The 12612-nt window shown below is 64.4% G+C and carries 10 protein-coding genes and 1 pseudogene; 9 read left to right on the top strand and 2 right to left on the bottom strand.

Annotated elements, in window-relative coordinates:
- Positions 1 to 55 precede the first annotated feature (55 nt).
- Both iolE (ACGK9R_RS11010) and ACGK9R_RS11005 read left to right on the top strand, forming a co-directional pair.
- A complete protein-coding gene (iolE, locus tag ACGK9R_RS11010; RefSeq protein ID WP_394581177.1) occupies positions 56 to 964 on the top strand; it encodes a myo-inosose-2 dehydratase in 909 nt (302 codons plus the stop codon).
- A gap of 25 nt (positions 965 to 989) precedes the next feature.
- A complete protein-coding gene (locus ACGK9R_RS11005) occupies positions 990 to 2492 on the top strand; it encodes a CoA-acylating methylmalonate-semialdehyde dehydrogenase (protein WP_394581175.1) in 1503 nt (500 codons plus the stop codon).
- Positions 2493 to 2558: 66 nt separating this feature from the next.
- Here ACGK9R_RS11005 and ACGK9R_RS11000 read toward each other — a convergent pair whose 3' ends face one another.
- Entirely contained in the window at positions 2559 to 3332 is a 774-nt protein-coding gene (locus tag ACGK9R_RS11000) for a substrate-binding domain-containing protein (RefSeq protein WP_394581629.1), read from the bottom strand.
- A gap of 129 nt (positions 3333 to 3461) precedes the next feature.
- Positions 3462 to 3578, bottom strand: a pseudogene (locus tag ACGK9R_RS10995) (LacI family DNA-binding transcriptional regulator); the annotation flags it as partial.
- A 104-nt stretch (positions 3579 to 3682) separates the two neighbouring features.
- Here ACGK9R_RS10995 and iolE (ACGK9R_RS10990) point away from each other — a divergent pair.
- The 7 genes from iolE (ACGK9R_RS10990) (at position 3683) to ACGK9R_RS10960 (ending at position 12596) form a co-directional block, all read left to right on the top strand.
- Complete coding sequence (gene iolE, locus ACGK9R_RS10990) at positions 3683 to 4633, top strand: myo-inosose-2 dehydratase (RefSeq protein ID WP_394581172.1); 951 nt, start codon at positions 3683 to 3685, stop codon at positions 4631 to 4633.
- A gap of 34 nt (positions 4634 to 4667) precedes the next feature.
- Positions 4668 to 5831 carry a Gfo/Idh/MocA family protein gene (locus tag ACGK9R_RS10985; RefSeq protein ID WP_394581170.1) on the top strand — a complete coding sequence of 388 codons (1164 nt, stop codon included), beginning with the start codon at positions 4668 to 4670 and terminating at the stop codon, positions 5829 to 5831.
- Between the two features lie 67 nt (positions 5832 to 5898).
- On the top strand, positions 5899 to 7509 hold the full coding sequence (locus ACGK9R_RS10980) for a solute:sodium symporter family transporter (protein WP_394581168.1): 1611 nt from the start codon (positions 5899 to 5901) through the stop codon (positions 7507 to 7509).
- A gap of 44 nt (positions 7510 to 7553) precedes the next feature.
- Positions 7554 to 8717: a Gfo/Idh/MocA family protein gene (locus ACGK9R_RS10975; protein ID WP_394581166.1), complete on the top strand. Its 1164-nt coding sequence runs from the start codon at positions 7554 to 7556 to the stop codon at positions 8715 to 8717.
- 321 nt (positions 8718 to 9038) lie between these two features.
- Positions 9039 to 10754: a purine-cytosine permease family protein gene (locus ACGK9R_RS10970; protein WP_394581163.1), complete on the top strand. Its 1716-nt coding sequence runs from the start codon at positions 9039 to 9041 to the stop codon at positions 10752 to 10754.
- A 243-nt stretch (positions 10755 to 10997) separates the two neighbouring features.
- Positions 10998 to 11975 carry a TRAP transporter substrate-binding protein gene (locus ACGK9R_RS10965; protein WP_394581161.1) on the top strand — a complete coding sequence of 326 codons (978 nt, stop codon included), beginning with the start codon at positions 10998 to 11000 and terminating at the stop codon, positions 11973 to 11975.
- Positions 11976 to 12032: 57 nt separating this feature from the next.
- Entirely contained in the window at positions 12033 to 12596 is a 564-nt protein-coding gene (locus ACGK9R_RS10960; protein WP_394581159.1) for a TRAP transporter small permease, read from the top strand.
- The last annotated feature ends 16 nt before the right edge of the window (positions 12597 to 12612 follow it).

Below are 12612 nucleotides of genomic sequence, written 5' to 3'. Positions count from 1 at the left end.
CAGCGAATGCCCTGAACAACGAATGCTTTTAAAAATAAAAGTAACGGAGAGCGCCATGAGCGTAAGACTCGGCATCAACCCGCTGACCTGGACCAACGACGACCTGCCCGGCCTTGGCGGCGATACCCCGCTCGAGCAGTGTCTCGAGGAGGGCCGGCGCGCCGGCTTCACCGGCTTCGAGCTCGGCAACAAGTTTCCCCGCACGCCGGAGGCGCTCGGGCCCATTCTCGACGAGCATCGACTGTCGCTGGTCTCCGGCTGGTACAGCGCCTCGCTTTTGACCCGCAGTGTCGAGGAGGAGATCGAGGCGCTCACGCCGCACCTGCATCTGCTCAAGTCGCTTGGCGCAAGCGTGATGGTGTTCTGCGAAGTCACCGGCTGCGTGCACGGCCAGCGTGAAACGCCGCTATCCCACTCGCCGCGCATGAGCGAGGCGCAGTGGGCCACCTTCACCGAGCGCCTGAACCAGGTGGCGGACTACTGCCAGGCCCAGGGCGTGCAGATCGCCTACCACTACCACCTGGGCACCGTGGTCGAAACGCCAGAGGAGATCGACCGGCTGATGCGCGAAACCAAACCGTCGGTCGGGCTGCTGCTCGATACCGGCCACCTGGCCGCCGCCGGGGGCGACCCGATCGCGCTGCAGAAGCAGTACGCCGAGCGCATCAATCACGTTCACTGCAAGGATATCCGCCGGGAGGTACTGGCGGACGTGCGCAATCGTAACCTGAGCTTTCTCGACGGCGTGCTGAACGGCATGTTCACGGTGCCGGGAGACGGGTATATCGACTACACCACGCTTTTCGAAGGGCTCAAGGCGAGCGACTACGCGGGCTGGCTGGTAGTCGAGGCGGAGCAGGACCCGGCCGTCGCCCACCCGCTCACCTACGCCTGCCTCGGCCACGACAATCTACGCCGCTTCTGCGCCGAGGCGCGCCTGTCCATCGAACCGTCCACACATTAACATCCTGAATTAGAGGGAGACTCCCATGAGCACGCTAGGCAATTTCATCAACGGCCAGGCCACCGCCAGCCAGAGCGGCCGTACCGCGCCGGTTTTCAATCCCGCTACCGGCGAACAGGCGTTCGAGGTCGCGCTCTCCTCGGCGGAGGAAACCCGCGAGGCGGTGCGCGTCGCCCATGACGCCTTCGCTTCCTGGGCGAAGATGACTCCGCTCAAGCGCTCGCGCATTCTGTTCAAGTTCAAGGCGCTGGTCGAGGAGCACGCCGACGAGCTGGCGCGGTTGATCTCGAGCGAACACGGCAAGGTGTTCTCGGACGCCAAGGGCGAAGTGACCCGCGGGCTCGAGGTGGTCGAGTTCGCCTGCGGCATCCCGCATCTGCAGAAGGGCGAGCACTCCATGAACGTCGGCACCGGCGTGGACAGCTACGCGATGATGCAGCCGCTCGGGGTGTGCGCCGGTATCTCGCCGTTCAACTTCCCGGCGATGGTGCCGATGTGGATGTTCCCGATCGCGCTCGCCTGCGGCAACACCTTCGTCATGAAGCCCTCGGAGAAGGACCCCTCCACGCCGATGCGCCTGGCGGAGCTGTTAAAAGAGGCGGGCCTGCCGGACGGCGTGTTCAACGTGGTCAACGGTGACAAGGAGTCGGTCGACGTGCTGCTCACCGACGAGCGGGTGCAGGCGGTGAGCTTCGTCGGCTCCACGCCGATTGCCGAGTACATCTACGCCACGGCATCGCAACACGGCAAGCGCGTGCAGGCCCTCGGCGGCGCCAAGAACCACATGGTGATCATGCCGGATGCGGATCTGGATCAGGCGGTAGGCGCGCTGATGGGCGCGGCCTACGGCTCGGCGGGGGAGCGCTGCATGGCGATCTCGGTGGCAGTACCGGTGGGCGAGGAGACCGCCAACCGCCTGCGCGAGAAGCTCGAAGCCGAGCTTGCCAGCCTGCGCGTGGGGCCGGGGCTGGTCGACGGCCCGGACAACGACATGGGCCCGCTGGTCACCCGCGAGCACCTGGAGAAAGTGAAAGGCTACATTCAAACCGGCGTTGACGAAGGCGCAGAACTGGTGGTGGATGGGCGCGAAACCCGCATCGACGGCGCCGGGGATGGCTACTTCATTGGCGGCACGCTGTTCGACCACGTCAAGCCCGGCATGCGCATCCATTCGGAAGAGATCTTCGGCCCGGTGCTGGCGATCAGCCGCGCGGCGAGCTTCGATGAGGCGGTGGCGATGATCAACGCCCACGAGTACGGCAACGGCACGGCGATCTTCACCCGCGACGGCGACGCGGCGCGCCAGTACTGCGAGCAGATCCAGGTCGGCATGGTCGGCGTCAACGTACCGATCCCGGTGCCGATGGCGTTCCACAGCTTCGGCGGCTGGAAGCGCTCACTGTTCGGCCCGCTGCACATGCACGGCCCGGACGGCGTGCGCTTCAACACGCGCATGAAGACCATCACCCAGCGCTGGCCCAGCGGCATCCGTGAAGAGACCAACCACTTCACCATGCCCACACTCTAAGCCTCTACTCGCAGATACTCGCAGAACCTCACGCGCCCCGGCACCCGCCGGGGCGCTTGCGTTGGCTCAGACGCTTTCCGGGGTGTAGATATCGATGGAGAGCAGGTACTGGCGCGTGCCCTCCGGCGGCTGCGGCTCCGCGAGCCAGGCCGCCATCGCCTCGACGGTACGCTCGGCGAGCTCCCGGCGGGGTAGCGAGATCAGCATGTCGATGGTGCCATCGATCAGCGCCCCCCGGGTGGTGGCGGTCAGGTCGTGGCTGATCACGAACAGATCCTGGCGCCCGAGTTCTCTCAGCGTCGCCACCGACCCTTCGATCCCGCCACCTGCGACGTAGAGCCCGCGAAGCTGTGGTTCCTCTGCAAGCAGGGCCCGTGTCGCCCTGGCGGCAACGGCGGGGTCCTCGTGGCTGAACACCGGCTCCAGCACGCGAAAATCCGGCGCTTTTTCGCGAAAGTAGCCGCGAAAGCCGATCTCGTAGAGCTCCTGGCAGACGTAGCGGTGGCTGCCGGAAATGATCCCCACCGGCCCAGGGTCGGTCATGTGGCGCATCGCCCAGCCAGCGGTGCGACCCACCTTGCGCGCGTCCTGGCCGATGAACGCCGCGCTCTGCCCGCCCGCCGGCAGTTCCGAAAGCAGTGCAAACACCGGTACGCCGCGCTGTTTGAGCCGGGCGATGGTCTGGGCGACCTCCGGGTGGTCCGTAGCGACGATGGCGATCGCATCGGCTTTTTGCGCCAGCCGTGACAGCGCCTCGGAGACCTGAACGGGATCGAGGGTGTCGCAGTACTCGATGAGCGGCTCGATGGGGTTTTTTTGATAGTTTCGTGATGATTCCATCAAAGCGTCGGCAATGATGCGGTAAACCGGCGAGCGGCGCTTCTGGAGCAGAAAACCCAAGCGCCGTTTGGACCCCGAGATCCCCGTGGTGGGGCTTGCAGAGCCTCCGATTCTTTCCGTATATCCTAGTGATTTTGCAGCTTTTAGAACCTTTTCAGCGGTAGATTTACGCACGTTGGCGCGCCCGCTGAAAACGCGGTCGACCGTGGCCACGCCGACATTCGCGGCCCGGGCAATATCGACCATAGTAGGGGTCGACGATGGCTTTGGAGTCATGGAATATCACTCTCAATGATTTTCTATCATTATATCTATCAAAAACTATCAAATACAACGTCAGCGAGGTCGACATGGCCACCAACATAGCAGATCAGCGCACCACCGATCACACCCTGGCGGACCTTCTCGCCCCGCACCAGCTGCGCGTGGGCATCAATCCGCTGAGCTGGACCAACGACGTGATCGAGGAGTTCGGCAACGACACGCCGGTGGAGACGTTTTTGCGCGAGGCCGCCGAGTGCGGCTACCAGGGCGTCGAGATGGGGCGCAAGTTCCCGCGCACGGCCTCGGTGCTCAAACCGCTGCTCGACGATTACGGCCTTGCGCTTGCCAGCGGCTGGTACTCCGGCTTTCTTGCCGAGCGCGATGTCGAGACCGAGCTCGAGGAGGTGGCCGCCCACGCCGACCTGCTGGCGAGCTGCGGGGCGAAGGTGATGGTCTACGGCGAGTGCGGGCTGATGCCGGGCAGTGACCCGCTGAACGAGCCGCTCTCCAAAACGCCTGCGATCGAGCGCGCCGGCTGGCAGGCCTACGGCGAGCGCATGACCCGCTTTGGCGAGGCGCTCAAGGCGCGCTTTGGCCTGTCGCTTGCCTACCACGCCCACCTGATGATGGTGGTCGAGAGCGGCGAGGAGATCGACGCGCTGATGGCCAACAGCGGCGAGGCGGTCGGGCTGCTGTTCGACGCCGGCCACGTGGTGGCTGGCGGCGGCGATTTGAAGACGCTGCTTGCGCGCCACGGCTCGCGCATTAACCACCTGCACTTCAAGGACATTCGCCGCGACGTGATGGCGAAGGTGCGCCGCGACGACATCAGCTTCAATCAGGGCGTGCGCGACGGCATGTTCACCGTGCCCGGCGACGGCTATCTGGACTTCTCGCCGCTGGTCGAGTTCGCCACCGAGAGCGACTACCAGGGCTGGCTGATCGTCGAGGCGGAGCAGGATCCCGCCAAGGCGCCGCCGAAGGAAATGGCCACCATCGCCCACCGTCACATGACCCAACTGTTCGCCCACCGCTGATTCGCGGCTGGCCCCTTTTTTCGGAGACTCTCTCATGGCGAAGCAACTCAATATCGGTCTGATCGGCAGCGGTTTCATGGGCCAGGCCCACGCCGATGCCTACCACCGCGCACGCATGCTCTATCGTGACCTGCCGCTCGAACCCAACCTTTACGCGATCGCCGACCAGGGTGACGAAGCCGCCGAAGCGGCGCGCAGCCGGCTCGGCTTCGAGAAGGGCTACGGCGACTGGCGCGCGCTGATCGACGACCCGAAGGTCGACGTGGTCGACATCACCTCGCCCAACGCCCTGCACCACGAAATGGCGCTGGCCGCCATTGCGGCGGGCAAGCACGTCTACTGCGAAAAACCGCTGTCGATGAGCGACGAGCAGGCCCGCGAGATGCACGAGGCCGCCGAAAAGGCCGGCGTCAAAACGATGGTAGCGTTCAACAACATCAAGACCCCGGCGGCGCTTCTGGCCAAGCAGCTGATCGAGGCCGGCGAGATCGGTCGGCCGATCCGCTTTCGCGGCACCTTCGATCAGGGCTTTTTCAACGACCCGGAGCTGCCCTGGTCCTGGCGCTGCTCCCGTGAGGGCGCGGGCACCGGGGCATTGGGCGATCTCGGCGCGCACATCATCAGCGTGGCGCAGTTTCTGATGGGGGATTTTGCCGAGGTCAACTGTCAGGCGCAGACCCAAATCACAGAGCGCCCGGTGCCCACGAGCGACGCCGGCTACGCAAGCCATGTCGACGCCAACGCCGAGATGCGCCGGGTGGAAAACGACGACCAGACCCAGTCGCTGGTGAAGTTCACCTCCGGTGCGGCGGGCGTCATCGAAAGCTCGCGCGTCGCCGCCGGGCGGGTGTTCGGCGTCTACTGGGAGATCTCCGGTACCGAGGGCACGCTCTACATGGACGGCGAGCGCTTCAACGAGCTGCAGATCTTCCGCTTCAACGACGACAAGCGCGACCGCGGCTTCAAGACCCTGCTGGCCGGCTCCCAGGTGCCGCAGTACAGCGCCTTCTTCGGCTTCGACTTCGCCGGTGGCGGCCTTGGCTTCTTCGATGCCAAGGTGATCGAGGTGTACGACCTGATCCAGGGTATCGCCAGGCAGGACGACTGCTACCCCAACTTCGCTTTTGGGCGCGCCAACCAGCGCATCATCACCGCCATGGACGAATCCGCCCACAGCGGCCAGTGGGTGCGCATCTAGGCATTACCGGCGCCCTCGCTTAGGGCGCCGACGTTTTATCGGGCTCTATGACAATGACGCAATAACAATGACGCAACTTCACGCCATCACGCTGTTATCGTTTCTCTTCTTCACGGGCCTGGTCGCCTTTCTGACCTGGCGCATCACCCGGCGCGACGACCACCACTCGAGCGACGGGATGTTTCTGGCCGGGCGCAGCCTTACCTTTCCGCTGATCGCCGGGTCGCTTCTGATGACCAACCTTTCCACCGAGCAGATGGTAGGGCTCAACGGCTCCGCCTTTACCGACGGCTTCAGCGTCATGGCCTGGGAGGTGGTGGCGGTGATCGCGCTGGTGTTGATGGCGCTGTTCTTTCTGCCGCGCTTTCTGAAAAGCGGCATCGCCACCATTCCGCAGATGCTCGAGATCCGCTTCGACGCCGGCACCCAGAAGATCTGTAACTTGATCTTTCTGATCGCCTACGCGGTGCTGCTGCTGCCGATCATCCTCTACTCCGGGGCGATGGGGCTGCAGGGCATGCTCGATCTGCCCGCGCTGACCGGCATCCAGTCGCCGACGCTGCTGCTCTGGCTGACGGTGTGGGGCGTAGGGCTGATCGGTGCGGTCTATGCGCTGTTTGGCGGGCTACGCACGGTGGCGGTCTCGGATACCCTGAACGGGGTGGGACTTTTGGCCGGCGGCTTCATCATCGTCTACTTCGGCCTCCAGGCGGTCAGCGACGGCCAGGGCGTGGTGGCCGGTTGGCAGACGCTCGCCGAGAGCGACCCGGCGCGCTTTGACTCGATGGGCGGCCCGGATCAGCAGGTGCCCTTCGCCACGCTCTTCACCGGGGTGTTTCTGCTCAACGTCTTCTACTGGACCACCAACCAGCAGATCATTCAGCGCACCCTGGCCGCGCGCAACCTCGCCGAAGGGCAAAAGGGCGTGCTGCTGACCGGCTTCATCAAGATCCTGGGGCCGCTCTACCTGGTGCTGCCGGGAATGATCGCCTACTACCTGTATGTCGACGACGGCATCGGAGCGGACCAGGCCTACGGGCACCTGGTGTTCAACGTGCTGCCGCCCTGGCTCAGCGGCTTTTTCGCCGCGGTGATGGTGGGCGCGATTCTCTCCTCCTTCAACTCGGCGCTCAACAGCACCACGACGCTGTTCAGTCTCGGCTTCTACCGCACCACCTGGAACAGGAACGCCAGTGACCCTCAGGTGGTGCGCGCCAGCAAGCGCTTTGGCTGGGTCATGGCGCTCACCGCCATGACCATCGCGCCGCTGCTGGCAGGGCAGGATAGCCTCTACGACTACCTGCAGAAGATGAACGCGATCTACTTCATTCCCATCTTCGCCGTGGTGGTGGTTGGGCTTCTGACCCGCCGGGTGCCGCCGGTAGCGGCCAAGGTGGCGCTGGTGGGCGGCTGTCTGTTGATCTTCGCAGGGTACTTCATCGCGCCGTTCAACCGCATTCCCGAGCTCATGCACGAGTACCACTTCGTCGGCGCCGTGTTTGTGCTGCTGGTGCTCATCATGCTGGTGATCGGCCGGTGTTACCCTCAAACCGAGCGCTTCGAGCAGCGCGCCAGCGGCGAGGTGGATCTGACCCCCTGGCGCGGTGCCCGCCCGGTGGGGCTTGTGCTGGTCGCGATCGTCATTGGCATCTACGCGTTCTTCGCGGGCGGGCTGTAGCGCTGCGCTCGTTCGAATCACACGGCAACACCCAGGGAGGTAGTATGGCTCAATCAAGAATTCGCATCGGTATGGTGGGCGGCGGCCCGGGCGCGGGAATCGCCAGGGCGCACCGGATGGGCATGCGCCTGGACGATCGCTATACGCTGGTGGCCGGCGCCTTCTCGCGTTCGCTCGAGAAGTCCCGCGAGGCCGCCCGGGAGCTTCACGTCGATGAGTCGCGCGTTTATCAGGATTACGCCGAGATGGCCCGGGCCGAAGCTGAGCGCGACGACGGTATCGAGGTGGTAGCGATCGTCACCCCCAACGACAGCCACTACCCGGTGGCGAAGGCGTTTCTCGAGGCCGGCATTCACGTAGTGTGCGACAAGCCGATGACCGACAGCCTCGAGGATGCCGAAGCGCTGCACGCGCTGGCCGAGTCGAGCGGCAGGCTGTTCGTGCTGACCCACAACTACAGCGCCTACGCCATGGTGCGCCACGCCGCGGAGCTTGTGCGCGGCGGGACGCTGGGTGAGATTCGCATCGCCCAGGTGGAGCACGCCTCGGGCTGGGCGGCGACGCGCATGGAAGATGACCCCAGCAACAAGCAGGCGGCCTGGCGGCTGTCGGCGGAGCAGGCGGGCCAGTACAGCGTGCTGTATGACCTGGGCACCCACGCCCACCAGCTTCTGCGCTTCGTTTCCGGGCTCGAGCTCGCCGCAGTGGCGGCGGAGCTTCAGACCTGCGTGCCGGGGCGAGAGGTGTTCGATAACGCCCACGTGCAGCTGCGCCTTTCCAACGGCGCGCGCGGCACGCTCTGGGCAACGATGGCGGCGACCGGCCAGGAGCACGGCCTGCGCTTGCGCCTGTTCGGCGATAAGGCCTCGCTCGAGTGGGAGCAGACCGACCCGCACCATTTGACGCTGCGTTACCCGGACGGGCGGCGCGAAATTCTGGCCCAGGGCCACGATGGCGCAAGCGCGGCCGAGGCGCGGCTAACGCGGGTCGGGCTTGGCCACCCGGAGGGGTTCGTCGAGTCCTTCGCCAATCTTTACAGCGACGTGGCCGAGGCGATTACACGCCACCGCGAGACAGGCACAACGCACCACGACGATTTGCCGGTGCCTGGCACCGGTGACGGACTTCTGGGCGTGCGTTTCGTGCGCGCGGTGGGCGCCTCTCACGATACCGACGGCTGCTGGGTCGAACTCGACCAGGGCGGCTGAGCTCCCTCGAGCGCGGCGCCGCCGCGCTTGGTAACGCCAGTGAGATAGGCGTGAGTACGATATTCCTTTGACTGTGTGCCGTCCGGCACGCAGGCTTTTTCCTGCGCGTAATTTATAACTCATTGATAAATTTAAACTCTCCCATTTACAGCGGCTTGGCGAAAAATGAAACGAAAGGTCGACCAAAGTATTGAATGAAATGTTTGATTAAAAAATTTTTAGAATATAAATTCCGGATACCTGATCGTTTAATCAATTTCGCAAACTTTCAGCGCTTATAGCCCTGATAAGAACAAGCCCCAATAACAACAGGAGATGCGCATGAGCACCTACTCCTCGTCGCTGGCGTCACCCGCCAGTGAGAGCACGCCCAACACCCGTTCCTCCAGCGGCGAATTCGAGCATCAGCGAATTCCCGTCAGTCATCAACTCAGCGGTAAATACTTTCTCGGCACCTACGCCGGCGAGCACGTGGCGGGCACCGAGTTCGTCATCGGCGCCTCGCTGGTCGCGCTCGGAGTGAGCACCAGCGACCTGCTTTGGGGGCTTCTGATCGGCAACCTGCTGGCCGTGCTCTCCTGGGCCTGGGTCTGCAGCCCGGTGTCGGTGCGTTCACGCATGACCATCTACTGGTACCTGGAGCGGCTGGCCGGCAAGCACTTCTCGCTGGTCTACAACTTGCTCAACGGCCTGATCTTCGCCGTGATTTCCGGGGCGATGATCACCGTCTCGGCCTCAGCGTTTCGCGCGGTGACCAGTATCGCGCCGCAAACCGCCTGGTACCCGCAGAGCGTGAGCTTCGTCGCGCTGGTGCTGTTCGTCGGTGCGATCACGGTGTTCATGACGCTGAAGGGCTTCAAGCTGATCGCCAACTTCTCCACCGTTTGTTCGCCCTGGATGGCGACCATGTTCCTTGCCAGCGGCGTGGTGACGGTACCGATTCTTTTGAACATGGGCGAGCTCGACGGCATCACGACGCTTTCCGGGGTGGTCGACACCTTCGTCTGGACCGGCGCCACGCCGGACGGCGCGCCGGGCATCTCGGTGTGGATCATCGCCGCCTGGGCCTGGGGCGCCAACCTGCCCCAGCACCTGGGGATGAGCGACATGTCGATTCTGCGCTTCGCGCGCAAGTCCTCCTACGGCTACTTCTCCGCCGCGGGAATGTATATCGGCCACTACATGGCCTGGGTGTGCGCGGGGCTGATGGGCGCGACCGCGGCGCTGTTGGTGGGCTCGCAGTTGACCGCCATGGACCCGGGCGGCGTTGCGTTTCGCGTACTCGGCGCCATGGGGCTGATCGCCGTGGTCATCGCCGGCTGGACCACCTCGATTCCGTGTCTTTACCGAGCGGGGCTTGCCTTCCAGTCGGTGTTTCCGTCCCAGTCGCGGGTCAAGGTCACCGCGATCGCCGGGGTGGCGACCACGGCGATTGCCTGCTTCCCGTTCGTGTTCACCCAGTGGCTCAACGTGCTGTCGTATTTCATCATGCTGATGGCGCCGGTCGGCGCGATCATTGCCGCTGAGCACTTTTTGCTGCCACGCATGGGCATCCGCCCCTTCTGGCGTGAACAGAAGAACCTGGCCACCAACTGGGCCGCCTTTGCCGCCTGGGGGCTGGGGGTGCTGGTGGGCGTGCTGTTTTTGCTCGAAGGCTCGCTGCACTTGTTTGCGCTGTTCATCCCGGTCTGGTTCTCGAGTCTTCTGATCTACCCGCTGCTGTGCCGCCTGTTCGGCGCCGAGCGTGAAGAGGGCGATCTGTACGAGAAAGCCTACGGCGCGCCCAACCCGGTGGAACCGGCGGGTACCGCAGTAGCGCCGCAGAACCCGGTACGCCGCCGCGACCCCTGGTACTTCGCTGCGCTAGCGTGTCTGGTGCTGATTCTGGGCATGGCTAGCTGGTCCTGGCGCGCGGGGCTGGACGCCACGGCGCAGCTCGATACCTTCCAGCTGTTCATCATCGTGCCAACGGTTGGCTACTTCATCGCCGCGACGCTGTGGATGAAAAAGCGGCGCCGGCCGCAGCGTGGCGCGTGAGTGGTGAATCGTAAGGCCTAAAACGCTCACACGCCGTACTCTCTTTCATTGATCTCTTTAGCCGCCCTCTCCAGGGCGGTTTTTCGTTGGGGACTTTTTTACAGAACCTCATCAAGCGGTCGTGGAAAGAGAGTTGGGGATGGCCTGGCACGAAATTGGCACCATAATGAGGGAACGGGGCGCGACAGGCCGCGCCCCGTATTGCCCGGTTTTCCCCCAATGCCAATAACGAGGAAACGCCCCATGCAACGCAAGACGCCGCTACTGCTGGCCATGGCCTGCGCCATGCCCTTCGCCGCCCAGGCCGCCGAGTGGACCATGGCTACGCCCTACGGCGATGCCAGTTTCCATACCCAGAACACGAAGCAGTTCGCCGAGGACGTGGATGAGGCCACCGACGGCGAGTTGACCATCACCGTGCACAGCGGTGGTGCATTGGTGTCCCACGGCGAGATCAAACCCTCCGTTCGCCGCGGCACCATCGATGCCGGCGAGGTGTTTCTATCGGTGCTCTCCAACGACGACCCGATCTTCGAGGTGGACACGCTGCCCGGCGTTGCCGGCAGCTACGACGACGCCTTCGCGCTGTGGCAGGCGACCAAACCGATGATCACCGAGCTGTTCGCCGCCGAGGGGCTGATACCGCTCTACGCGGTGGCCTGGCCCGCTCAGGGGATCTACACCGCCGAGCCGCTGACCGACCCGGCGCAGTTCGAGGGGCTTCGCGTGCGCGCGCCGAACATCAACACCCAGCGCTTCGTCACCCTTATGGGCGGCAGCCCCACCGAGACCGAGGAGTCGGATATCCCGACCGCCTTCAGCACCGGCCGGGTCGATGCGATGATCACCTCGAGCTCCACCGGCAATGCAATGACCGCCTGGGATTACGTCTCGGCCTATACCGACGCCAACCTGTGGCTGCCCAAGAACATCGTGTTCATCAGCCAGCGCAGCTTCGACCGGCTGGACGAGGAAACCCAGCAGGCGCTGATGGAGGCCGCCGCGCGGGCCGAAGAGCGCGGCTGGGCGGCGAGCCGTGAGGACAACGACGCGAGCCTGGCGGCGCTGGAAGAGAACGGCATCAGCGTCTCCCAGCCCAACGAAGCGGTGTCGGCGGCGCTGCAGGAAGCCGGTGACGCGCTTTACCAGGACTGGCTCGACCGCGCCGACGAAGAGGCGGAGCAGGCGCTCGAGGCGTATCGCGCCCAGCGCGACGAGTAACCCTGGGGGAGGGGCCCGGCGGCCTCTCCCGTTTTGCCATCCCGAGAGGGAGACATCATGCATTTCAAATTGGACAGGCTTTACCGCCTCGGCGCCTGGGGCGCGGCGGCCTGCATGATCGCCATTTGCGCGCTGATCACGCTGCAGGTCGCGTTTCGACTGGTCGATGCGCTGCTGGTGCTGGTCGGGCAGAGCCGTTTGGGCATCAGTATCACCGGCGTATCGGAAATGGCGGCGTACCTGCTGGTCGGCGCGACCTTTCTGGGGCTTGCCTACACCTTCACCCACCACGCCCATATTCGCGTGACGCTTTTGATCTCGCGGCTGCCCTCGGCGGTGCGCGTCTGGTTCGAGGTGTTCGGGCTGCTCGTGGCGCTTTCCATCAGCCTGGTGCTGGGTTACAGCCTGATCGAGCTGGTTCGGGAAAGTATTCAGTACAGCGACGTGTCATCGGGCTTTTTGAAACTTCCCTTGTGGATTCCGCAGAGCGTGCTGATTACCGGCGTGGCGCTATTGTGCCTTGCGCTGATCGAGGCGCTGATCATCGCGCTTCGCATCGCCGCACGCGACCCGTCGAGCTTTCGCGAGGCGACCGCTACCGACGATAGCGAGATGCACTGAGTCATCGCTCAACGCG

This window comes from Halomonas sp. HNIBRBA4712 (assembly GCF_043558675.1).
Classification (GTDB): domain Bacteria; phylum Pseudomonadota; class Gammaproteobacteria; order Pseudomonadales; family Halomonadaceae; genus Vreelandella.
Note: the sequence above shows the minus strand (reverse complement) of the source record. Positions and strands in the feature narration are given on the sequence as shown.

Bases quoted from the DNA above. Each gene is read 5' to 3' on its own strand.
- iolE (WP_394581177.1), top strand. From the start codon at position 56: ATGAGCGTAAGACTCGGCATCAACCCGCTGACCTGGACCAACGACGAC.
- ACGK9R_RS11005 (WP_394581175.1), top strand. From the start codon at position 990: ATGAGCACGCTAGGCAATTTCATCAACGGCCAGGCCACCGCCAGCCAG.
- ACGK9R_RS11000 (WP_394581629.1), bottom strand. From the start codon at position 3,332: ATGGAATCATCACGAAACTATCAAAAAAACCCCATCGAGCCGCTCATC.
- iolE (WP_394581172.1), top strand. From the start codon at position 3,683: ATGGCCACCAACATAGCAGATCAGCGCACCACCGATCACACCCTGGCG.
- ACGK9R_RS10985 (WP_394581170.1), top strand. From the start codon at position 4,668: ATGGCGAAGCAACTCAATATCGGTCTGATCGGCAGCGGTTTCATGGGC.
- ACGK9R_RS10980 (WP_394581168.1), top strand. From the start codon at position 5,899: ATGACGCAACTTCACGCCATCACGCTGTTATCGTTTCTCTTCTTCACG.
- ACGK9R_RS10975 (WP_394581166.1), top strand. From the start codon at position 7,554: ATGGCTCAATCAAGAATTCGCATCGGTATGGTGGGCGGCGGCCCGGGC.
- ACGK9R_RS10970 (WP_394581163.1), top strand. From the start codon at position 9,039: ATGAGCACCTACTCCTCGTCGCTGGCGTCACCCGCCAGTGAGAGCACG.
- ACGK9R_RS10965 (WP_394581161.1), top strand. From the start codon at position 10,998: ATGCAACGCAAGACGCCGCTACTGCTGGCCATGGCCTGCGCCATGCCC.
- ACGK9R_RS10960 (WP_394581159.1), top strand. From the start codon at position 12,033: ATGCATTTCAAATTGGACAGGCTTTACCGCCTCGGCGCCTGGGGCGCG.